General features: G+C 60.1%; 16 protein-coding genes, 1 pseudogene and 2 riboswitches. Of the genes and pseudogenes, 6 read left to right on the top strand and 11 right to left on the bottom strand.

The genetic code is table 11. The features are described from left to right. A pseudogene (locus ACIOVB_RS00085) lies at positions 1 to 496 on the bottom strand (amino acid ABC transporter permease); the annotation flags it as partial. Between the two features lie 103 nt (positions 497 to 599). Further along, entirely contained in the window at positions 600 to 1,448 is an 849-nt protein-coding gene (locus ACIOVB_RS00080) for a transporter substrate-binding domain-containing protein (RefSeq protein ID WP_401263843.1), read from the bottom strand. A 348-nt stretch (positions 1,449 to 1,796) separates the two neighbouring features. On the opposite strand from ACIOVB_RS00080, the gene ACIOVB_RS00075 reads away from it, so the two are divergent. Beyond that, a complete protein-coding gene (locus ACIOVB_RS00075; RefSeq protein ID WP_401263841.1) occupies positions 1,797 to 2,240 on the top strand; it encodes a thioredoxin family protein in 444 nt (147 codons plus the stop codon). 88 nt (positions 2,241 to 2,328) lie between these two features. Here ACIOVB_RS00075 and ACIOVB_RS00070 read toward each other — a convergent pair whose 3' ends face one another. The 6 genes from ACIOVB_RS00070 to cobW all read right to left on the bottom strand — a co-directional run bounded on the left by ACIOVB_RS00070 (position 2,329) and on the right by cobW (position 12,746). Continuing rightward, entirely contained in the window at positions 2,329 to 3,888 is a 1,560-nt protein-coding gene (locus tag ACIOVB_RS00070; RefSeq protein ID WP_401263839.1) for a transporter associated domain-containing protein, read from the bottom strand. 287 nt (positions 3,889 to 4,175) lie between these two features. Beyond that, positions 4,176 to 5,822: a phospholipase D-like domain-containing protein gene (locus tag ACIOVB_RS00065; protein WP_401263837.1), complete on the bottom strand. Its 1,647-nt coding sequence runs from the start codon at positions 5,820 to 5,822 to the stop codon at positions 4,176 to 4,178. 91 nt (positions 5,823 to 5,913) lie between these two features. Next, on the bottom strand, positions 5,914 to 6,558 hold the full coding sequence (locus tag ACIOVB_RS00060) for a VWA domain-containing protein (RefSeq protein ID WP_401263835.1): 645 nt from the start codon (positions 6,556 to 6,558) through the stop codon (positions 5,914 to 5,916). 20 nt (positions 6,559 to 6,578) lie between these two features. Continuing rightward, the gene (locus tag ACIOVB_RS00055; protein ID WP_401263833.1) at positions 6,579 to 7,583 is read right to left on the bottom strand and encodes an ATP-binding protein; all 1,005 of its coding nucleotides are present in this window, start codon (positions 7,581 to 7,583) and stop codon (positions 6,579 to 6,581) included. A gap of 240 nt (positions 7,584 to 7,823) precedes the next feature. Then, on the bottom strand, positions 7,824 to 11,672 hold the full coding sequence (gene cobN / locus ACIOVB_RS00050; RefSeq protein ID WP_401263831.1) for a cobaltochelatase subunit CobN: 3,849 nt from the start codon (positions 11,670 to 11,672) through the stop codon (positions 7,824 to 7,826). A 3-nt stretch (positions 11,673 to 11,675) separates the two neighbouring features. Next, positions 11,676 to 12,746 (bottom strand): cobalamin biosynthesis protein CobW, encoded by a 1,071-nt coding sequence (gene cobW, locus ACIOVB_RS00045; RefSeq protein WP_401263829.1) that lies wholly within the window; start codon positions 12,744 to 12,746, stop codon positions 11,676 to 11,678. Between the two features lie 98 nt (positions 12,747 to 12,844). Then, positions 12,845 to 13,061: riboswitch (cobalamin riboswitch) on the bottom strand. A gap of 905 nt (positions 13,062 to 13,966) precedes the next feature. Beyond that, positions 13,967 to 14,190: riboswitch (cobalamin riboswitch) on the top strand. Positions 14,191 to 14,310: 120 nt separating this feature from the next. On the opposite strand from cobW, the gene ACIOVB_RS00040 reads away from it, so the two are divergent. From ACIOVB_RS00040 to cobM, 4 genes are all read left to right on the top strand, one after another. Continuing rightward, positions 14,311 to 14,508 (top strand): CbtB domain-containing protein, encoded by a 198-nt coding sequence (locus tag ACIOVB_RS00040; protein ID WP_187679823.1) that lies wholly within the window; start codon positions 14,311 to 14,313, stop codon positions 14,506 to 14,508. Positions 14,509 to 14,519: 11 nt separating this feature from the next. Further along, positions 14,520 to 15,221, top strand: coding sequence for a CbtA family protein (locus tag ACIOVB_RS00035; protein WP_401263827.1), 702 nt, complete (start codon positions 14,520 to 14,522; stop codon positions 15,219 to 15,221). Further along, positions 15,218 to 15,631, top strand: coding sequence for a cobalamin biosynthesis protein (locus ACIOVB_RS00030; protein ID WP_401263825.1), 414 nt, complete (start codon positions 15,218 to 15,220; stop codon positions 15,629 to 15,631). The genes ACIOVB_RS00035 and ACIOVB_RS00030 overlap by 4 nt, the downstream gene beginning before the upstream one ends. 80 nt (positions 15,632 to 15,711) lie before the next feature. Continuing rightward, positions 15,712 to 16,458 (top strand): precorrin-4 C(11)-methyltransferase, encoded by a 747-nt coding sequence (gene cobM / locus ACIOVB_RS00025; protein ID WP_401263823.1) that lies wholly within the window; start codon positions 15,712 to 15,714, stop codon positions 16,456 to 16,458. A gap of 208 nt (positions 16,459 to 16,666) precedes the next feature. On the opposite strand, the gene nfuA is transcribed toward cobM, so the two are convergent. The 3 genes from nfuA to ACIOVB_RS00010 all read right to left on the bottom strand — a co-directional run bounded on the left by nfuA (position 16,667) and on the right by ACIOVB_RS00010 (position 20,721). After that, a complete protein-coding gene (gene nfuA / locus ACIOVB_RS00020) occupies positions 16,667 to 17,251 on the bottom strand; it encodes a Fe-S biogenesis protein NfuA (protein ID WP_003225494.1) in 585 nt (194 codons plus the stop codon). Between the two features lie 125 nt (positions 17,252 to 17,376). Further along, positions 17,377 to 18,345 carry an acyltransferase family protein gene (locus ACIOVB_RS00015; RefSeq protein WP_401263821.1) on the bottom strand — a complete coding sequence of 323 codons (969 nt, stop codon included), beginning with the start codon at positions 18,343 to 18,345 and terminating at the stop codon, positions 17,377 to 17,379. Positions 18,346 to 18,438: 93 nt separating this feature from the next. Further along, the gene (locus ACIOVB_RS00010; RefSeq protein WP_401263819.1) at positions 18,439 to 20,721 is read right to left on the bottom strand and encodes a fatty acid cis/trans isomerase; all 2,283 of its coding nucleotides are present in this window, start codon (positions 20,719 to 20,721) and stop codon (positions 18,439 to 18,441) included. 156 nt (positions 20,722 to 20,877) lie between these two features. Here ACIOVB_RS00010 and ACIOVB_RS00005 point away from each other — a divergent pair. Then, positions 20,878 to 22,095 (top strand): homocysteine S-methyltransferase family protein (locus tag ACIOVB_RS00005; RefSeq protein WP_401263817.1); only part of this gene is annotated, 1,218 nt, incomplete at its 3' end.

Raw genomic sequence — 22,095 nt, 5'->3', positions numbered from 1 at the left:
CGACGCTGCCCTCGCGCGCGACCGCCGTCAGCTCCGGCACCGCAATTGCGGCGGCCAGCGAGGTGTCCTTGAACAGCGAAATGAAGTTGTTCGACAGCGCCGGCAGTACGTTGCGCAGCATCACCGGCACGGTGACGTAGGCTTTCACTTGCCACTCGCCCAGGCCAATCGCCAGCCCGGCTTCGCGCAGACCTTTCGGGATGCTGAGCAAACCACCTCGGAACACTTCGGTCAGGTACGCCCCGGCATACAGCGACAGGGTGATGATGAACGACGGGATCTTGTCCAGGCGGATGCCCAGGCTCGGCAAGGCAAAATAGATCAACAGAATCAACACCAGAATCGGCGTGTTACGGACCACCGTGACGTACACCGAAGCCAACACCCGCAAGGCGCGATGCTTTGACAGCAAGGCAAACGCCATCAGCAGGCCGATCACGCAGCCGATGGCGATCGACACCAGCGCCAGTTCGAGGCCCAGACCGAGCCCCGCCAGCAAGGTGTCGAAATCGCGCCACACGGCGGCAAAATTCAACTGATAGTTCATGGTCAGCAGTACCTTGAGCGGGGCGCGTTATCGGCGCCCCACTCTCACGGGATCATTTGAATTCGACAGGGAAACCGATGGCTGGGGACGGTAGATCCACACCAAACCACTGCTTGAACGACGCCGCGTAAGTCGGGAATTCAACGCCGGTCATGGCTTCATGCAGCGCGGTGTTGACGAAGTTCAACCAGTCCTGATCGCCGCGTTTAACCGCGCAGGCGTAGGTCTGTGGGCTCCAGGCGTAGGCCGGGCTGCGGTAGCGGCCAGGGTTCTGCACCATCAGGTATTTGACCGAGGACTGATCGGTGGCGGCGGCATCGGCGCGACCGGAGTTCACCGCCTGATACATCAGATCGACGCTGTCGTACTGATCGACCTTGGCCTTGGGCAGTGCCTGGTGCACCAGTTCCTCGGCATAGACGTTTTGCAGCACGGCCACAATGACGCTGTCGCCGGCAGCCTGCAGGTCTTCGATTTCCTTGTACTTGCTGTTGTTCGGCAGCAACAGGCCGACGCCTTCGCGGTAATACGGCAGGGTGAACGCGACTTGTTGGGCGCGGCTGGCGGTCACAGTGATGAACTGGCAGCTCATGTCGACCTTGTCGGTGAGCAGATTGGGAATCCGTGCATCGGACGACTGAACGACGAACTCGACTTTGCTCGGATCGTTGAACAGACCTTTGGCCACCATCCTGGCGATGTCGATATCAAACCCCTGCAACTTGCCATCCGCGCCTTGGAAGTGCCACGGCGCATTGGTGCTGCCAGTACCCACAATCAGTTTCCCACGGGCCAGAACACTGTCGAGCTTGCTGTCGGCTGCCTGGGCCATACCCATGGCAGCGGACGAAGCCGCAAGAACAAAAACACACGCTTTGAACAAAGAAGGTCGGCGATGCATGGCAAGCACTCCAGGATGTTGTTTATTCCGCTATACCGGAACTAGGTTTGTTACTACGGAATAGACAGCAGAAAGTGTGCCACAGGAAACGCGAGGAATCTGCAACCGATTGAAATGTTCGGGGAATCAAAGGGATACAAAAGTCGCACAAGACAGTGTCTAGCGAGGTGCCTCCACCGTGCGCTACCGCAGGCCACACATTGCGGGTAGCGGGGCCACATCTCGGTGCAACATTATTGAAAGTGCACACCGGGTTTGCGCTGTCACCTGTCAACTCTGACAGTAGATCAACGCCTTGCGGAGTATTACCGTCAACCCAGCCGACATCACCAGTGCAACGAGGTTGATATGCGCCCTGCAACACAGCTTCCAGACCTGCCCGACACCTACCGCAAAGCCCTGAAGACCTGGCGGCCGGTAATCCTGTATTTCGCCAACGAACACTGCCCTGCTTGCGAATGGGCCGGGCCGATTTTTCGTCAGATTGCCGAGCCGTACCGGCATCGCGCCAATATCTACATGCTTAACACCAGCGAATCGCCGCGCCATCCACAGGTGACTGGCACGCCGACGGTGCTGTTCTACCAGGACGGCAGGCTGGTGAAAAAACTCAAGGGGATTGGCACTGAAGAAACGTTGGCGGCTGACTTCGCCCGGCACATTGGCAAAACCAAGGCACCAATGGTGCTGCGTAAGCAGCGGCATGATTTGAGTTGGCTTCGACGCACCTTGAGAAGCTATTGCAGCATCCCGCGTGCGCAGTCACTTCGACACCACGCGATATCCCTGTAGGAGCTGCGGCACGCTGCGATCTTTTGATTTTGTTTTTTAAGATCAAAAGATCGCAGCGTGCCGCAGCTCCTACAAGGGAGATTCGTGTTTACGCGGCCTCACGCACCAACAACACCCGCGTCACCCGCCGCTCTTCCACAGCCTTGACGGTCATCTGCCAGCCCGCATATTCCAGACGATCACCCATCATCGGCAGCCGATCCAGCAAGCTCATCACCAATCCGGCCATGGTCTGGTAATCCTCGGTTGGCTCGGCGCCAAAACCGGTACGCTGGCGAACACGCGCCAGGTTCAATGCGCCACTGACCATGAAGCCGCCCTGCTCCTCGACTACGTCCGGGCCTTCGATTTCGCTGGCATCGGGCAACTCGCCGGCAATCGATTCGAGAATGTCGGTCATGGTCAACACGCCGACAAAGTCACCGAATTCATTGACTACAAAGGCAATGTGGGTCGACGCCGCGCGCATCTGTTCCAGCGCGTTGAGGATCGAGTAGCTGTCGAGCAGATTGATGGTCTTGCGCGCCAAGTGCTCCAGATTCGGCTCAGCGCCGGCCAAGTACTCCTTGAGCAATTCCTTCTTGTGCACGAAGCCTAAGGGTTCATCCACAACACCATCGCGAATCAGCGGCAGACGCGAGTAGGACGAGTGCATCAACTTCGTCCGGATCGCCTCGGCATCGTCGGCCAGATCGATAGTGTCGACGTCGGCACGCACGGTCATCAGGCTGCGGATCGGCCGCTCGGCCAATTGCAGCACGCCGCTGATCATCACCCGCTCACGACGGTCGAACAGCTCCGCGCTTGGCGCATCACCGTCGTCCAACAGGTCGGAAAGTTCTTCACCGACCTCCTCCACCGCCAGTTTGCGTCCGCCAAGCAAGCGCAGCACCGCGTGCGCCGTGCGTTCGCGCATCGGGCGCAGGCCCTGCATCGAGCGTTTGCGTCGGGCACGGGCGATCTGGTTGAACACCTCGATCAAGATCGAGAAACCGATGGCCGCGTACAGATAGCCTTTCGGGATGTGGAAGCCCAGGCCTTCGGCGGTCAGGGCAAAACCGATCATCATCAGGAAGCCCAGACACAGCATGATCACGGTCGGGTGCGCGTTGACGAAGCGGGTCAGCGGCTTGCTCGCGACAATCATCAGGCCAATGGAGATGATCACCGCGATCATCATCACCGCCAATTCATCGACCATGCCCACAGCGGTAATCACTGCGTCCAGCGAGAACACGGCGTCGAGCACAACGATCTGCGCGACGATCGGCCAGAACAGCGCATAAGCGGTGTTGCTTGAGCGCTCGCCGACATGGCCTTCCAGCCGTTCGTGCAACTCCATGGTGGCCTTGAACAACAGGAACACACCACCGAACAGCATGATCAGGTCACGGCCGGAGAAGCTCTTGTCAAACACCTCGAACAGCGGCTGCGTGAGGGTGACCAGCCAGGAAATACTCGCCAGCAGGCCCAGGCGCATGATCAGTGCCAGCGACAGGCCGATGATGCGCGCGCGATCACGCTGATGCGGCGGCAGTTTGTCCGCGAGGATTGCGATGAACACCAGGTTGTCGATACCCAGCACCAGTTCCAGCACGATCAATGTCAACAAGCCTAACCAGGCCGTGGGATCCGCTAACCATTCCATAAAACGTCTCGATCTCTCTTCAGTAAATTCAGGCTGCCGGACACGGCAAAGCGCAACGCGAAGGCTCTGGGGCCGCGTTATCAACGATAGTCAAGTGTCGGAAAACTGGATGCTGCAAGTGCGTCAAGACCGCGCCGTGGCACGAGGGGAAGGAACGACTGGGAGGCTCCGAGCGGGTGTTCATGTAAATCCTGAATGAAAAAAGGCTTTGAAGCGTACAGGCTGAAGTGACTTTTCCTACAGTCTCAAATCATTTCAAAATCTGTATTACCTGCCAGGGCGACACTTCAACGTCCGGCAAAACGCAATCGCGACAACTGCCGCAAATCCCCATCGACGTAATAATCATGGGTCCAGCGATCATCCACCGCCAACGGATTCACTTGCTTCAACGCCAGTTTCTTCGCGAAGTAACGAAACCGGTAATGTTCGTAAAACCGCAGCAGCTCGAGGCCATAACGATCCGCCAGGTCGGTGTCGCCGCGAATGATCAGGTAGTTTTCGTCATTGCTTTTGCTGGCCGAGGCACTGAAGTTGTGGCTGCCGCTGATAATAGTCGGCGTGTCCGTTGTGAAGTCGATGACCACCGCTTTGGTATGCACCAGCAGATTGCCCTTCTGGCCCTTCATGTTCTCGCGCAGCCAGCCTTCCAGCCCCGTGTTGAGCAATGCGGTGGCGGCAAATTCGGCGCTGCGGTCGGCGTGAAAACCGGTGATTCGGCTGGTGGTGTTTTGCAGGCCGTAACGCAGGATGTCGTCGTGTGGCTGGCCCAGCAAAGCATTGAGGATCGCGTCAGGCAAGACGAACGCAGTGACGAACAGGACATCCTTCTTCGCCGCTTCGATGATCTCGACGAACTCGCGTAGATCGCCGCCGCCGGTGCGTGGCGAGAACCCGGCAAACAGCGGTTGCGCAGCGTCCATCGGGTTGTGTTCGGTGATCCAGTCACGGGTGGCACCGAGATCATCGGGATCGTCCCAGATCCTTTCGAAAATCCGCAGATAGCTCGAACTCACGGGAGCGTCATCAAGCACATGCACCACATTCGCCTGCCGATAAACGCCATTGGCGGTGAAATTGGTGCTGCCGCACAACACGGCTTGCGGTTGGCGCTGCCCCGCTGCGTCGAGTCGGCTGAGGACGATGAATTTGTTGTGGAAGATGTTGTGCGTCACCCGCCCACGTTTGCTCGTCGCCGGCAGTTTCGCCAGACTCGCCTCGTTGATTGTGGTGTCTTCGTCGTCGACTCGGGCGTGATACAGCACTCGAATCTGCACACCCCGCGCAAATGCCGCGTTAACCGCCTCGACGATGGCTTGCAACTGATACTCATAAATGGCGATGTCCAGCGCCCACTGACCATCAACCGCCCGTTGGATAAAACCCAGCAAACGCCCGAGCAAGCCGTTCTCCAGCCATTGCCGTGGCGCATCCGGCCAGGCTTCGATGGGCATGTTTTTGTTGGCGCTGATCTGAGCATCAAGATCGGGAAATTTGCGCTGGAACGCCTGGCTGGCAGCGACCGCACGGTTGAAGATCACGCTTTGGTTGGCCGGGTGACCGTCGTCTGAACTGATCGTCAGCTCAAGCGACTCGCCCAGTTGCGGCGCATCGGGCGTGCCATAAGCCAGGTGAACGCGATAGTGAATCGTCATCCCCGGATTGACCGCGTAATCGGCCCAGCGGAATTTTTGCAGCGGGGCTTTATCGCTCGGCGTGGCGTGAAACTGCGGGAACGTGTGGGCTTTGCCGGGGAACGTCAGGCTGTTGAAGAGGAACAGCCACGGCTTGGCGCCTTGCTGCTTTTCGATGGCGAACCCTAGCAAGCCTTTGCGACGCGGCTCCGCGAGGTCCATCGCCAACAGCACGCCATTGGTGCCGGCGTAGGCTTTGACGCGGAAATCGTCTTGAGCATTCTTGACCAACACGCGCATCGATCACTCCTTGTGATTGGGCTGGGTGCAGCATAGAGCAAGAAGCAAAATTGGCTAATCATGCCAAACCCTTCGGCAGCTCCTACAGGTATCAGAGCTCAATCAGCTCATCGATATGCCGATACTCCGCCTCCAGCGCCCCCGCCAGATCCTTCGCCCGCCCCAACCGGATCGGCCCGCGCTCGATATCGATCAACAGCCCCGGACACCCCAGCACCGGCAACCCCGACCACGTCTTCAAACGTCCATCCGTCACTACCAGCAACCGCTGTTGCTCGGCGGGAAAGCGCTTGCGCCGCACCGTCAGCCATTGCTGCGCCTGATTCAGCGCTGCCAGCAACGGCGTACCGCCGCCCGCGCCCAATTCATCCAGCCAGATGCGTAAACCGCTGGACGCCTTCAAACCCTGCACCTGCCATTGCGGCGCCGCACCGCTGGCGGTCAACAACGCCAAACGCGCGCGCTGGCGATAGGCGTCATCGAATAGTTGCGCAAGCAGACCTTTGGCATCGCTCAGTGCGTTATGACGGCGCGTTGAGGCCGAGGCATCGACGATCACCAGCCACAACTCATGGGGCGAACGCGTGCGCAGTTGAAACAGCAGATCTTCACGGCTTTGCGGACGGCCATTGAGCAGCGTTCCCGGCCAGTTCACCGAGCCACTGCGGGCTGCATGACGTTTGCCCTGGCGTCCGTTGTCGAGTTGTCCGGCACGGGGTCTGGCATTCGCCCCCACATCAGACCGGGGGCGAATGCCTACATCTTTTTTGGCCAGCTCGGCACTTCACGACGGCTGCCGGTGGCAAGCGCTGGAGCCGGCATGTCGCCCCACTGGCCCTGCCCTTCGTTCGGGTTGGCCTGCGCGTTGGCTGGGGATTGCGCGGGTTGTTGCTGAGGACTCGACGGGGTTTGTTCACGACGACGATGGCGCAAGGCAAATTCGGCCACGGCGTCGATATCTTCTTCGCCGATCACTTCAGCTCCTCGCCATGCCGCGTGAGCGCGGGCAGCGCGCAACCACACCAGATCCGCGCGCAAACCATCGACGCCAGCGGCAAAACAACGCTCGACGATTTGCGCCAGCGCCGCATCATCCAGAGGAATATCGGCCAAGGTGACTCGGGCATGTTCACAACGTTCGCGAAGGGTTTGCTGCTCGGTTTCCCAAAGCGCGCAGAACGCTTGCGGGTCGCTATCGAAGTCGAGACGACGACGGATGATCTGCCCACGCTCGGTCGGTGCGGTGTGGCCACTGAGGGCGACATTCAGACCAAAGCGGTCGAGCAGTTGCGGGCGCAACTCACCCTCTTCCGGGTTCATGGTGCCGATCAGGACGAACTTCGCCGAATGACGATGGGAGATGCCGTCGCGCTCGATCAGGTTGGTGCCGCTGGCAGCGACATCGAGCAGCAGATCCACCAAGTGATCAGGCAACAAGTTGACTTCATCGACGTAGAGCACGCCGCCATCGGCCTTGGCCAGCACACCGGGGGAAAACTGCGCGCGACCGTCGCTCAGGGCCGCGTCGAGATCGAGCGTACCGACCAGCCGCTCTTCGGTGGCGCCCAGCGGTAGCGTGACGAACTGGCCGCTGGCGAGCAGATCCGCCAAGCCTCGCGCCAGAGTGGTTTTAGCCATGCCGCGTGGGCCTTCGATGAGTACGCCGCCGATTTTCGGGTCGATGGCGGTGAGGCACAGGGCGAGTTTCAGATCGTCGGCGCCGACCACGGCGGAGAGTGGGAAATGTGGGGTGTCGGTCATTTGGATTGATCTCTGTCGTGGTCGTCGGTGTTCTTGAGAGTTTTGGTGTGTCAGGTGGAGTTGCCCTCACCCTAGCCCTCTCCCAGTGGGAGAGGGAACTGACCGAGGTGCTCTTTCAAGGTCCACCGACCTGAACTGTCGAGTCGAACTCAAGTTTTGAACGCCCTGCAAATCGGCTCCCTTTCCCCCTCTCCCCCTTGGGGGAGAGGGCTGGGGTGAGGGGGTGGCTTTATTGAAGCGCTACATGTCTTCTTCTATATCCAGCAACAAATTCTCCAGCGCCTCTTTATAGGCCCCCGGCTCCTGCCACATCCCGCGCTGCTGCGCTTCAAGCATGCGCTCGGTCATGTCCCGCAGCGCATGCGGATTATGCTCACGAACAAAATCGCGCGTTGCCGGATCGAGCAGATAAGCATCGGCCAGCAGCGCGTACTGGTGATCGTCGATCAACTGCGTGGTGGCATCGAAGGCAAACAGGTTATCCACGGTCGCCGCCATTTCGAACGCGCCTTTATAGCCGTGACGCTTGACCCCGTCGATCCATTTTGGATTCGCCGCCCGCGAGCGGATTACCCGGTTCAGCTCTTCTTTTAACGTGCGGATCTTCGGCAGATCCGGCTGGCTGTGATCGCCGTGATAACTGGCCGCCGCTTCGCCCCGCAAAGTCTCGACGGCAGCGAGCATGCCACCCTGGAACTGGTAATAGTCGTTGGAATCGAGCAAGTCGTGCTCGCGGTTGTCCTGGTTTTGCAGAACCGCTTGTACCTGACTCAGGCGCTGGACGAATTGTTCGCGAGCGGCGGTGCCCTCATCAGAACCGCCATAAGCGTAGGCGCCCCAGTTCAAGTAAACCTCAGCCAGATCCTCGCGACTCTGCCACAGACGACCGTCGATGGCGCCCTGCACGCCCGCGCCGTAGGCACCCGGTTTTGCGCCGAAGATTCGCCACCCGGCCTGACGCCGCGCGACCTCTTCATCCAGACCCGATTGCAGCAGAGCCTCACGCTCGGCGCGCACCTTGGCGGCCAACGGGTTGAGATCATCCGGCTCGTCCAGCGCAGCCACCGCTTGCACGGCCGCATCGAACAAACGAATCAGGTTGGCAAACGCATCGCGGAAGAAGCCTGAAACTCGCAACGTCACGTCGACCCGTGGTCGGTCCAGCAAACTCAGCGGCAGAATCTCGAAATCATCGACGCGCTGACTGCCGGTGGCCCACACCGGCCGCACGCCCATCAGCGCCATGGCCTGGGCGATATCATCGCCACCGGTGCGCATGGTCGCGGTGCCCCACACCGACAGGCCTAGCTGACGCAAGTGATCGCCGTGATCCTGCAAGTGCCGTTCGAGAATCAGCGTGGCCGACTGGAAACCGATGCGCCACGCGGTGGTGGTCGGCAGGTTGCGCACGTCGACCGAGTAGAAGTTGCGGCCGGTGGGCAATACGTCGAGACGACCGCGACTTGGCGCGCCGCTCGGGCCGGCGGGGACGAAACGGCCGCTGAGGGCGTCGAGCAAGCCGCGCATTTCCGCCGGGCCACAGGCGTCCAGGCGGGGGGCGACGACTTCACGCAGGTTGTCGATGATGGCGCTGACTTGCCCCCAACCCGCTTCCTGTAGGAGTGAGCCTGCTCGCGATAGCGGTGTTTCTGTGGAAGAGATGTCAGCTGACATAACGCCTTCGCGAGCAGGCTCACTCCTACAGGGGTTGTGCAGTGTCTTTGCGATCAACTCAGTGGCGAACAACTCCAGGCGCTCGCGGGTATCGCCGGCAGTACGCCAGACTTCATCGCTGACCGCTTGCAGTTCGACAGGACGCGGGCCCGTCCACGGATCAGCCAGTGCGCAATCGAGCGGATCAAAACCCAACTCAAACGCCTTGGCCAACGCCCGCAGCAGACTCGACTGCGCACCTTTGCCGTCGCCCCGAGGAATGCGCAGCAGCGCCAGCAAGGTATCGATGCGCAACCGCCCGCTCGGCGATTCGCCAAAGATGTGCAGGCCATCGCGGATCTGCGATTCCTTCAGATCACACAAATAGGTGTCGAGACGCGGCAGCCAGATCGCCGCATCGGCGTCGCTGTCCAGCGCCGCGTCGAGTTGCAGTTCACGGTCGATCTGCGTGTCACGCACCAGTTGCAGAATGTCCCGTTGCAACTCGCGGGCACGACGCGGATCAAGCAGTTGCGCCTCGTAATATTCGTCCGCCAGCAGTTCCAGATTACGCAGCGGACCATAGGTCTCGGCGCGAGTCAGTGGCGGCATCAGGTGGTCGATGATCACCGCTTGCGTGCGCCGTTTGGCCTGGGCGCCCTCGCCCGGATCGTTGACGATAAATGGGTAGATGTTTGGCAGCGGCCCGAGCAACGCATCCGGCCAGCAGTTTTCCGACAGCCCCACGCCTTTGCCCGGCAGCCATTCGAGGTTGCCGTGCTTGCCGACGTGGATCACGCCGTGGGCGCCGTAGGTGTTGCGCAGCCAGAAATAGAACGCCAGATAACCGTGGGGCGGCACCAGATCCGGGTCGTGATAGACCGCACTCGGATCGACCTGATAACCCCGCGCCGGCTGGATGCCAACGAAGGTCAGGCCAAAGCGCAGGCCGGCGATCATCATTCGCCCATCGCGATACATCGGATCGTTTTGCGGCGAGCCCCAACGCGCGACTACCGCAGCGCGATTGGCCTCGGGGAGCGCATTGAACATCAACAGATAGTCGTCCATCGCCAGACTTTGCTGGCATGGACGCAGGTCAATCGTGTCGAGATCGTTGCTGACGCCGCCGAGCAATTGCTGAATCAACTCGGTGCCGGTATCCGGCAACTCTGCCGTGACCGGATAACCCTCAGCCTGCAATGCGCGAAGGATATTCAGCGCCGCCGCCGGCGTGTCGAGGCCGACGCCGTTACCGATGCGTCCGTCGCGGGTCGGGTAGTTGGCGAGAATCAGTGCAATCCGTTTCTCGGCATTCGGCACCCGGGCCAGATCAATCCAGCGGCGCGCCAGTTCGGCGACGAAATCCATGCGCTCGGGTTGCGCCCGATAGCAGACCACATCGGACTGGCTGCGCTCGCTGCGCCAGGCCAGATCCTTGAAGCTGATCGGCCGACTGATGATGCGCCCGTCAAGTTCCGGCAAGGCAATGTGCATTGCCAGATCGCGAGGGCCGAGGCCCTGCTCGCTGTCACGCCAGCCGGGTTCGTTGTCCTGGGCGCAGATCGCCTGAATCACCGGAATGTTGCGACGAAACGGCCGCAGATCCGGTGCTTCAGGACTGGATTGGGCAAAACCGGTGGTGTTGAGAATCACCCCCGCCTCGACTTCATCCAGCCAATCCTCGACCACCGAGAGGCAGCCGGGCTCTTTCAAACTGGCTACCGCGATCGGCAACGGATTGAGCCCCGCCGCCTGTAAACGCTGGCAGAAAACATCGATGAACGCCGTGTTCGCCGCTTGCAGGTGCGAGCGGTAAAACAGCACCGCCGCCACCGGTTGCTCGGGCAGCCATTCGGCTTGCCAGTCACTCAGTGCGGCGGAGGTTTTTTGCGGATGGTAAATCGCCGTGCGCGGCAGGGTTTGCGGCTCGCCCCAGGTGTAATCGCGAGCCAGCCAACGGTTGGCCAGACAGCTGAAGAAATCCAGCGCGTTGCCCATGCCGCCCTGGCGCAAGAACTGCCAGAGCCGGTCGCGATCCTCGGCTGCGACGGTGCTCAGATCGCTGAGTTCCGGATCGGGGCGATCGCAGCCCGGGACCATGATCACCTGCACGCCACGCTCGGCGAGCTCGACCAAACGCTCGACACCGTAGCGCCAATACGCAATGCCGCCGTGCAGCGAGATCAGAATCACCTTGGCATGGCGCAACACTTCGTCGACGTACAAATCGACCGAGGCGTGATTCTGCACCTGCATCGGGTTGGCCAGACGCAGGCTCGGATAATCCTCGGGCAACTGCTGCGCGGCTTCGGCGAGCAGCGCCAGGCTGGAGTCGCCGCTGCACAGGATCACCAGCTCGGCGGGGGTTTGGCCAAGGTCGGCAATGTTGTCATCCGACACGAAACCGCCGGGCTGGGTCCTGAGCAGGTGCATGGCTTAAACGCTAAGCGCAGCGCGCAGTTGCGCTTCGAGTTGAGCGGCGTCGAGTTCCTGACCGATCAACACCAGACGCGTGACGCGCGCTTCTTCGGCGCCCCACTGACGGTCGAAATGCTTGTCGAAACGCGTGCCCACGCCTTGAATCAGCAAGCGCATCGGCTTGTTCGGGATCGCTGCAAAACCCTTCACACGCAGGATGCCGTGCTGGACCACCAGTTGCGTCAGGGCGTCGAGCAGCAGGCTTTCGTCGGCTTGCGGCAGCTCGATGGAGATCGAATCGAAAGCGTCGTGATCGTGGTCATCATGGTCGTCGTCACCGTCGTGGTGGTGATCGTGATGGCTGTGGCGGCTGTCGATGTGTTCTTCGGAACCGGCGCCGAGGCCGATCAGCACGTCCAGCGGCAGGCGACCGTTGCTGGCTTCGACGATTTTGACTGCTGGCGGCAGTTCTTCGGCGACTTCAAGGCGTACGCGCGCAAGGTCTTCCGGGCTGGTCTGATCGGCCTTGTTGAGGATGACCAGATCGGCGCTGGCCAGTTGGTCGGCGAACAGCTCGTGCAGCGGCGATTCGTGGTCCAGGTTCGGGTCGAGTTTGCGCTGGGCGTCGACCTGATCCGGGAACGCGGCGAAGGTGCCAGCAGCCACGGCCGGGCTGTCGACCACGGTGATCACCGCGTCAACGGTGCAGGCGCTGCGGATTTCCGGCCATTGGAAGGCTTGTACCAGTGGTTTTGGCAGGGCCAGACCGGAGGTTTCGATGAGGATGTGGTCGAGGTCGCCACGACGGGCAACCAGTTCGCGCATCACCGGGAAGAACTCTTCCTGAACGGTGCAACACAGGCAGCCGTTGGCCAGTTCGTAAACGCGACCGTTGGCTTCTTCTTCGGTGCAGCCGATGGTGCATTGCTTGAGGATCTCACCATCGATGCCCAGCTCGCCGAACTCGTTGACGATCACCGCGATGCGGCGGCCCTGAGCGTTGTCGAGCATGTGCCGCAGCAACGTGGTTTTGCCCGAGCCGAGGAAGCCGGTGACGATGGTGACGGGGAGTTTGGCCAGTGTTTTCATCGGATGCCCTTTGGCAAGGTGGCGGGCATACGGGACGAGAACCGGCAACGCGAGCACGCGCCGGAAGCATTCGCCACCGGATCACCCCGCCCGGTTGTAGTGAGAATCTGTGACGAGGCAGGTCTCCTGGCTGACGGTGTTCAGGCGTTGGGGCCTGGCGTTTGCTGCGCCTTCCCGCTGGCGCCCTTTTGCAGGGGCTGGCAGTGGCGTGGCAGCGAACATCACCGTTCACAGTTGCGGGGGCAGCCGCGGCTTTGACCGCGTTCCCTTCTTAGCTTCGGCACGCGCCGAAGAACCTCGAAAGCGCAAGGCTACGCATGGTGTGGGGGCGGGTCAATGTTTGGATTGGGGGCATATCCGTTGCTGCGGTAGCGGCTGCTTAGGGTTCCGCCCTTACGGCGGGTCACTTTTGGCAAACGCCCCAAAAGTAACCAAAAGGGCTGCTCCCTGACGTACGGCACTTCGCTGAGGCTCAGTGTTCCCTCGCTACGGTGTCCATCCGGGGGCATCGCCTCCGGTTTGCTTCGCTGCACCTCCTCTCGATGGATGCGGCCTCGCCGCACGGCGCTGCGCGCCAACCCCCCGGATGAACACCTTCGCTCGGCCTGCCGATGGGCTGAAGAGCAAGATCAAAAGCCAAAGCCAAAGCCAAAGCCAAAGCCAAAACAGATCAAAAGATCGCAGCTTCGGAAGCTCGCAAGGAATGAGTACACCCACCAGAGCTTGGTCGGCTGTCAGGCCGCCATCGCTGGCAAGCCAGCTCCAACAGGGATTGGGTACATTTGATAGAGATTGGTCGGCTCGTAGGCCGCCATCGCCAGCAGGCTGGCTCCCACAGTTTCGAGCCGCGCGAACCCTGCGGCGCATGCCGCCCCACTCAACACAATGAGCGTTAGCTCGAGTACCGCTCTTGACCTAAAACGCCCGTCGGCAGGCTGAGTGGAGGGATTGATCCGGGGGTGGGAGCGCAGCGACCGTTCGACGCAGTCGAACACATCGAGAGGAGGTGCAGCGCAGCAAACCGGAGGCGATGCGCCCGGATCGATCCCGGAGCGAAGGAACCCGAGCCACAGCGAGGGCCGAACGTCAGGGCACAGACCTTTGGTTACTTTGGGGCGTTTGCCAAAGTGACCCGCCGTAAGGGCGGAACCGTAATAAGCCATCACCGCAGCAACGGATATGCCCCCATTCAATTGACTCAAATCCCCCCAACATGCTCTCCTACGCAACTTGTTACGGGTGCCCTTCACAGGGTGAAACGGGAAACCGGTGAATCATGTGCTTTACTCTAAAGCCATGTCAGTCCGGTGCTGCCCCCGCAACGGTAAGCGAGAGAAGCGTCGAATCCACTGTGCCATGACGGCATGGGAAGGTGACGCTTGCAGGTCGGCCTGACGCCAACCCCTCGTGAGCCCGGAGACCGGCCCGCAACACACAGTGCGCACTTGCGTCGCTGAACATAACAAACCCGCGGTGGGCGGGCGCTGTTCGAACCCCTGCGTGCCCGATTCGCAGGGGTTTTCATGCGCTCTATTACCCCGCTGACATTCCAGAGGGAAGCGCCATGTCGATCATCAGCAGCACCGGCAGCAACACGGATAAAATCGCCAGCACCAGCACCCTGAGCCAACGCCTGACCGCCGCCATCTTCGCGTCGATCCTCGGCGCCAGCCTGGTTTACTTCGCCGGTTTCTCGCACATCGAAGCAGTGCACAACGCCGCCCACGATACCCGCCACAGCGCCGCGTTCCCGTGCCACTGAGACCTGCCGACATGATCAAGCGAATTGCGCAAACCGCAGGTTTCACCGGTCTTCTGGCCGCCCTGCTCCTTACGCTGCTGCAAAGTTTCTGGGTTTCGCCGCTGATTCTGCAGGCCGAGACCTACGAAAAATCCGAACCGGCGGCTGAGGTTCACGAACACGCTGCCGGTGCCACTGCCCATACTCACGATGCTGAAGCGTGGGAGCCGGAAGACGGCTGGCAGCGCCTGGTATCGACCACCGGCGGCAATCTGGTGGTGGCCGTGGGTTTTGCCCTGATGCTTGCCGGCCTGTACACCCTGCGTGCACCGACCAAGACTTCGCAAGGTCTGCTCTGGGGTCTGGCCGGTTACGCTACGTTCGTTCTGGCACCGACCCTGGGCTTGCCGCCTGAATTGCCAGGCACTGCTGCGGCGGATCTGGCTTCACGGCAGCTCTGGTGGATCAGCACAGCCGCCTCCACCGCCGCAGGTCTGGCGTTGATCGCGTTCAGCCGTCACTGGCTGATGAAGATCCTCGGTGTGGCGATCCTTGCCGTGCCGCATGTGATTGGCGCCCCGCAACCGGAAGTGCATTCGATGCTGGCGCCAGAAGCCCTCGAAGCACAGTTCAAAATCGCTTCGCAGTTGACCAACGTGGCGTTCTGGCTGGCCCTGGGCCTGATCAGTGCCTGGTTGTTCCGCCGCAAAAGCGATGGCCACTACCACGCATGACGAATAACCGCGCAGCGCCGACTTTCGTGGTCGGTCTGGGCTGCCAGCGCGGCTGCCCCGCCAGCACGCTGCGCGCGTTACTCGATCAAGCCTTGCAGGCCCATCGCATCGAACTGGAAGCAGTCAAAGCCCTGGCAAGTATCGACTTGAAGCGTGATGAGCCGGGCTTACAAGAACTCGCCGCACAATTGGCCTTGCCGTTGCTGTACTTCAGCAGTGAACAATTGGCCAGTTACCAGCAACAGCTCAGTCACCACTCGCAGATCGCCTATGAACGCACCGGTTGCTATGGAGTAGCGGAAAGTGCGGCGTTGGCACTGGCTGAACAACTGATTCAGGCACCGGCCAAACTGCTGATCTCCCGGCAAAAGTACGCGCAGGCGACGCTCGCATTGGCCGGCGCCGCGTAAAATCCCGATAATCCCTGCCATCGATCATGAGCGATCTTCATCTGAAGCATTGCTGCGCCTCTTTTCCAAAGGATTCAACGATGACTGTTTACTTCATCGGCGCCGGCCCCGGCGACCCGGAACTGATCACCGTCAAAGGTCAGCGGCTGATCCGCAGTTGCCCGGTGATCATCTACGCAGGTTCGCTGGTGCCGGCGGCGGTGCTCGACGGTCATCAGGCAGAAACCGTGATAAACAGCGCGGAGCTGCATCTGGAACAGATCATCGACCTGATCAAAGCCGCCCATGCCAAGGGCCAGGATGTGGCGCGAGTACATTCCGGCGATCCGAGCCTGTATGGCGCGATTGGCGAGCAGATTCGCTATTTGCGTGAGCTGGATATTCCGTTCGAAATCATTCCAGGGGTGACGGCTACCGCCGCGTGCGCAGCATTGCTGGGTGCCGAACTGACTCTGCCCGATGTCTCACAGAGCGTGATTCTGACCCGCTATGCCGACAAAACCGCAATGCCGGCGGGCGAGGAGCTGGGCAGTTTGGCGCAGCATGGCGCGACGATGGCGATTCATCTGGGGGTCAATCATTTGGAGAAGATCCTCGCTGAACTACTCCCCCATTACGGCGCGGATTGCCCGATTGCAGTGATTCACCGGGCAACATGGCCGGATCAGGATTGGGTGGTGGGAACAATCGAGGATATTGCCGAGAAGGTAGTGGCCAAGGGGTTTCGGCGCACGGCATTGATTCTGGTTGGGCGGGTGTTGGGGAGTGAGGTGTTTAGCGAGTCATCGCTGTATCGCGCGGGGCATGTGCATCTTTATCGACCCTGATTTGAAGGACTTTTGTGGCCAGACACAAAACCTGTGGAGAGGGGATTTATCCCCGATGAACTGCGCAGCAGTTCCAGTTTTGGGGCTGCTTCGCACCCCATCGGGGATAAATCCCCTCGCCACAAAGTCATTAGTCACTCATTAATCGCAGGCACAAAAAACGGCGCTCACGGGGCGCCGTTTTTTATGTTCGCAGTGAACACCTTACTTAGTAGTAGGCGTTTTCTTTCTGCGTGTGGTCGGTCACGTCGCGAACGCCCTTGAGCTCAGGAATACGCTCGAGCAACGTGCGCTCGATGCCTTCCTTCAACGTCACGTCGGCCTGACCGCAGCCTTGGCAACCGCCGCCAAACTGCAGCACGGCGATGCCGTCTTCAACCACATCGATCAGGCTGACCTGACCGCCGTGGCTGGCCAGCCCCGGGTTGATTTCGGTTTGCAGGTAGTAATTGATGCGCTCGTTGACCGGGCTGTCGGCGTTGACCATCGGTACTTTGGCGTTTGGCGCCTTGATGGTCAGCTGGCCGCCCATGCGATCAGTGGCATAGTCGACTACCGCGTCATCCAGGAATGCTTCGCTGAACGAATCGATATAAGCGGTGAAGCTTTTCAGCCCCAGCGCGGTGTCTTCAGGTTTTTCTTCGCCCGGCTTGCAGTAGGCAATGCAGGTTTCGGCGTACTGGGTGCCAGGCTGGGTGATGAAGACGCGGATACCGATACCCGGGGTGTTCTGCTTGGAGAGCAGATCGGCCAGGTAATCGTGGGCGGCGTCGGTAATGGTAATAGCGGTCATGGAAACTCCTCGCAGGCTTGTGGCGGAGTTTACGCCAATCGGCGCGCCGGACAAAGTCCCAGTATTTTTGTCAGGAAAGCGAACCAGACGCATCAGGCTTGCGACGGTCGCTCACGCCAATGCTGCTAGTGCCGATATCCGGCCCTTTCGATCCAGCGGTAACTGGCCCAGCTGCCGCCGGCGATCAACACCAGACAAACCGCGATCACCCCGTGCGGGTTGAGCGAGTGACGCTGTGCCAGATAATGCCCAAGCATCAACACCAGCGTATGCAGTAGATAGACGGAATAGGAGCAGTCGCCCAACGCTTTGAGCAGCCGACTGTTTTTGGCAAAGCGCTCAAGGGACAGCGCCGCCGTCACCAGCACTGCACCCGGAACGCCCCAGGCCAATACCTGCGATTCGCCGAACCAGTAATAGATCGCCAGCAGTGCCATGGCGATTGCCAGAATCGGCAGCCAAAGACCCGGCCTGATCCAGCCGCGGTGATAAAGCATGCCAACGCCCATTCCCAGCAAAAACTCGAAGACCAGTTCCGAACGGTAAAACTCACTGATCCAGCCCAAGGCGGTCAGCCCATAGCAAACGCATAACAACAGAAACGCGACCACTGCTATCCGCGCATTGAGCGGGAACAGCAATGCGCCGGCAAACAGCAGGTAAAAAAGCATTTCGAAGTTCAGCGTCCATCCGACGTTCAACGTCGGGTAAACACCGAAGCCGCCGGGGTTTTCGCTGGCGACGAACAACAGCGACAACAGAAAATTCGTCCAGCCCAGCCGTTCATCGGGGAACGCCTCCGGAATTACCATCAGCAACAGTGCCGCCAGGAGCGTGTAAAACCAGTAAGCCGGCGCGATACGCATCAACCGCATTGTCATGAATTGCCTGGGTGTCAGGTCTTTGTCCGCCGTCGACAAATACATCACAAGGCCACTGATGACGAAAAATACATCGACGCCCGCCGCCCCTTGGTCGACAAACACTCGACCTACTGGCCCATCAGGCTCGAAGTTATAGAAAATCTGCATGACGTGATGCCCCACCACCATCCAGGCGGCCAGTGCGCGCAGCGCTTGCACTGAAATCAACATCGACGGCCCTCCATTGCAAAACTTTATAATTGACCACTTTGTAGGGGCTACGGGCGCCTCAAGAAGTTGGGACTGCCCGCGCACCTTAATCGATCAAAGATTCTCATAGCGGTTCATGTCCAGCACACCCTCTTCCACCGGTTCGGTCTCGTGCATGGATTGGCTCAGATCGTGGAAATAGAACCAGAATTGCGGATGACTGCGGCGAATTCCCCAGCGCTCGACGATTTTCTCAAAGCGGTTGGCGTCTTTAGCGTTTTCCATCGCATCGACAAACTCAGAGACCTGGTCTGCGGGAATGTTGAACATGAAGTTCGGATAGCTGCTCAGCACGCCGGGATAAATGGTCAAGGTGTCCAAACCCGGCTGATACCGCAGCGATTCACCAAGCAAAAACGCCACGTTGCTGTGCGCGCGGTTGCGCAACAGGCTGTAAACCTCGCGTTTGCCGCTGGCAGTCTCGATGCGCAACATCGTCGCTTCCGGTAACTGTTCGATAACCTTCAGGCCAGCGGCCGGACGCGATGCCAGGCGACTCAGCGCCTGTTCGGCATTTTGCAGCGCGGGATCGATATTCGGCCGCGAGCAGTAAGCGCCGTCGCAGCGGTTGATCGGATCAGGTCGCGCGTTGAGATCGCCATAACGCGACAACAATTGCATGGCGAAATCGTACTTCGGATCTTTCTCATCCAGTTTCAGCCCGGTCGGCTTGTCGTCGTCGATGGCTTCGTAATCGAGCCACATCTTGAACTGGCCGCTGCTCTGATACCAATCGTCGAGGTAGTCCTCGCGGGAGTCGGCTGGCATCAGGCGCAGGAAGTTCTGCTCGGCGCCGTTGCGGATCAGGTCGAAATACAGGCGTGTTTGCGCCTGATGTGAGACGTTGCCGAACACATCGAAGTTGACCGCCAACTGGTAATAAGTGCGTTCCAGCAGCGGATAGTCAAACAGCCACATGGTTTGCGGCACTTCGCCGATCAAGCCTTTGGTCACCGAGGCGCTGTCGAAGTGACGGAAGATGCTCAGCAGCGCGTTGTCGTTGCCGGCCCACAGGGTCGACCAGCTCGGCGCCGGCAAATCGGCATAGCTGTCGCGGCGCAGGGCTTCATATTCGTTACGTTTGTCACGGTAATTGCGCCACAAGCCCAGGACGCTGCCGACATCGTCGTTCTGCCCGGGCATCGCCAGCAACGGTGTGGCCTGGCCGCGATAGTTCGGGTCGGTGATATAGAGGTCATGCTCCGGCGCCTGGAACAGCGCCCAGAAGTTATCGCGGATCACGTCGGTGGCGATCTGGCCACGGCACACCGGACCGCGAATAAACGTGCGGACGAAGTATTCGGCGTTATCGAGCATGAACTGATAGCGCGCCTGCGCCGGAATCGCCTCAAACGTGGCAAACGGATTGGCCCGGCTCTGTGGCCCATAGCCCGGCAAGGCGCTGACTTGCCAGTTGCCGCTGTAGAACAGGCTTTTGACCCGCGCCATCTTCGCCGCGCTCAGCGGATAAGTGATGTGGGTCTTGTGCACGATCACCCCTTGCACCGGCCACAAGCGGTAATACACCTGCGTCCCTGGATCATCGTTGGGGCGACGGGTAGCGATCAGGTCGATCGGCTGACCAGTCGGCGTGCGCGATCGCACCCACTGAAAGTAATGCCCCGGCTCGCCATCCTTGAAATAGATGTGCGCGAGATACCAGTGTTCGAACAACCAGCGCCCGACCAGACTTTGCCGGGCGCCGGGAGTGTTGAGCAGGTTTTCCCACTGGACGATTTGCATCGCCTCTTTGGCGCTCGGCGCCAGGCCTTGTTCGTCAATCGGCGCGCCGGACGCCAGCCAGCGTTGCAGGGTCTGGTATTGCTGATTGGTCAGCCCGGTCACGGCCAGCGGCATGCCCTCTTTCGGGTGAGCACCGGCATAGCCGTCAAACTCGGCGGGCATTGCACACATGTTTTCACGATTGAGGCCGAGCACAATGTCTTCCGGCAATTTGGCGTTGGGCGTCAAAGGAGTTTTGTGCCCCAGCTCCAACATGCGCGCCATCAGCGCGGCCTGACTGCCCTGGGCATCGAGCACCGAATAGAAGCCTTTCTGCTGCCAGGCACGTTTGCCGAAGGCGTCGTAAAACAATCGGGTAGTCGGCGCCGCTTCAGTGCGCTCGCCGTCGTAGACCGGCATCTTGCTTGCGCCACGGCCCACCCCTTCGCCACTGCCCAGATTGAGCTGACAAGCGGAGTCGTAGCACGCATGGCAAGCAACGCACTTCTCGGTGAATATCGGTTGGATATCGCGGCTATAAGAGATCGTGGGCTCTTGCGCAACGGCGCCCCAGCTTAAAAACAGCAACACAATGCTGATGACGCGGTACGACATGCCCTTGATCCCGATCCTGAAGAAAAACGCCGCGATTCTACAGTATGACGTTCGTACCAACATGAGCGATATTCATGAAAAACCCCTGCATGCTCTAAAAGCGCACAGGTTTGTTATGATCCCGCTCCTTCGTAATGGTCTTTCCGAGTAGTCCACATGTCCGATCGCAGTGTCCGCCTTCAAGCTCTCAAGCAAGCCCTCAAAGAGCGCATCCTGATACTCGACGGCGGTATGGGCACGATGATCCAGAGCTACAAGCTCGAAGAGCAGGATTATCGCGGCAAACGCTTTGCGGACTGGCCGAGTGACGTCAAAGGCAACAACGACCTCTTGGTGATCACCCGTCCGGACGTGATCGGTGGCATCGAAAAAGCTTACCTGGATGCCGGCGCCGACATTCTGGAAACCAACACCTTCAACGCCACGCGCATCTCCATGGCCGACTACGGCATGGAAGAACTGGCTTACGAACTCAACGTAGAAGGCGCGCGCCTGGCACGCAGGATCGCCGATGCCAAGACCGCCGAGAACCCGGACAAGCCGCGTTTCGTCGCCGGCGTGCTCGGCCCGACCAGCCGAACCTGCTCGCTGTCGCCTGACGTCAACAACCCCGGCTACCGCAACGTCACCTTTGATGAGCTGGTGGAAAACTACACCGAAGCCACCAAAGGTCTGATCGAGGGCGGTGCCGACCTGATCCTGATCGAAACCATTTTCGACACCCTCAACGCCAAAGCAGCCATCTTCGCGGTGCAAGGCGTGTTCGAAGAGCTGCACATCGAACTGCCGATCATGATTTCCGGCACCATTACTGACGCCTCCGGCCGGACGCTGTCGGGCCAGACCACCGAAGCGTTCTGGAACTCCGTGGCGCACGCCAAGCCGATTTCGGTCGGTCTCAACTGCGCGCTGGGCGCCAGTGAGTTGCGTCCGTACCTGGAAGAGCTGTCGAACAAGGCCAGCACCCACGTTTCCGCGCACCCGAACGCCGGCCTGCCGAACGAATTCGGCGAGTACGACGAACTGCCGTCGCAAACCGCCAAGGTCATCGAAGAGTTCGCTCAAAGCGGCTTCCTCAATATTGTCGGCGGTTGCTGCGGCACCACGCCGGGGCACATCGAAGCCATCGCCAAAGCCGTGGCCGGTTATGCGCCGCGACAGATTCCGGACATTCCCAAGGCATGCCGCCTGTCGGGTCTGGAGCCGTTTACCATCGATCGCAGCTCGTTGTTCGTCAACGTCGGCGAGCGCACCAACATCACCGGTTCCGCCAAATTCGCCCGTCTGATCCGTGAAGACAACTACACCGAAGCGCTGGAAGTCGCCCTGCAGCAGGTCGAGGCCGGCGCGCAGGTGATCGACATCAACATGGAC

The sequence above is a fragment of the Pseudomonas sp. NPDC087639 genome (assembly GCF_044743385.1).
Classification (GTDB): Bacteria; Pseudomonadota; Gammaproteobacteria; order Pseudomonadales; family Pseudomonadaceae; genus Aquipseudomonas.
The sequence above is the reverse complement of the archived record's forward strand: the minus strand, read 5'-3'. Positions and strand labels throughout refer to the sequence as shown.

Excerpts from the sequence above, each read along its gene's own strand:
- ACIOVB_RS00080 (WP_401263843.1), bottom strand. The coding sequence starts at position 1,448 with ATGCATCGCCGACCTTCTTTGTTCAAAGCGTGTGTTTTTGTTCTTGCG.
- ACIOVB_RS00075 (WP_401263841.1), top strand. The coding sequence starts at position 1,797 with ATGCGCCCTGCAACACAGCTTCCAGACCTGCCCGACACCTACCGCAAA.
- ACIOVB_RS00070 (WP_401263839.1), bottom strand. The coding sequence starts at position 3,888 with ATGGAATGGTTAGCGGATCCCACGGCCTGGTTAGGCTTGTTGACATTG.
- ACIOVB_RS00065 (WP_401263837.1), bottom strand. The coding sequence starts at position 5,822 with ATGCGCGTGTTGGTCAAGAATGCTCAAGACGATTTCCGCGTCAAAGCC.
- ACIOVB_RS00055 (WP_401263833.1), bottom strand. The coding sequence starts at position 7,583 with ATGACCGACACCCCACATTTCCCACTCTCCGCCGTGGTCGGCGCCGAC.
- cobN (WP_401263831.1), bottom strand. The coding sequence starts at position 11,672 with ATGCACCTGCTCAGGACCCAGCCCGGCGGTTTCGTGTCGGATGACAAC.
- cobW (WP_401263829.1), bottom strand. The coding sequence starts at position 12,746 with ATGAAAACACTGGCCAAACTCCCCGTCACCATCGTCACCGGCTTCCTC.
- ACIOVB_RS00040 (WP_187679823.1), top strand. The coding sequence starts at position 14,311 with ATGTCGATCATCAGCAGCACCGGCAGCAACACGGATAAAATCGCCAGC.
- ACIOVB_RS00035 (WP_401263827.1), top strand. The coding sequence starts at position 14,520 with ATGATCAAGCGAATTGCGCAAACCGCAGGTTTCACCGGTCTTCTGGCC.
- ACIOVB_RS00030 (WP_401263825.1), top strand. The coding sequence starts at position 15,218 with ATGACGAATAACCGCGCAGCGCCGACTTTCGTGGTCGGTCTGGGCTGC.
- cobM (WP_401263823.1), top strand. The coding sequence starts at position 15,712 with ATGACTGTTTACTTCATCGGCGCCGGCCCCGGCGACCCGGAACTGATC.
- nfuA (WP_003225494.1), bottom strand. The coding sequence starts at position 17,251 with ATGACCGCTATTACCATTACCGACGCCGCCCACGATTACCTGGCCGAT.
- ACIOVB_RS00015 (WP_401263821.1), bottom strand. The coding sequence starts at position 18,345 with ATGTTGATTTCAGTGCAAGCGCTGCGCGCACTGGCCGCCTGGATGGTG.
- ACIOVB_RS00010 (WP_401263819.1), bottom strand. The coding sequence starts at position 20,721 with ATGTCGTACCGCGTCATCAGCATTGTGTTGCTGTTTTTAAGCTGGGGC.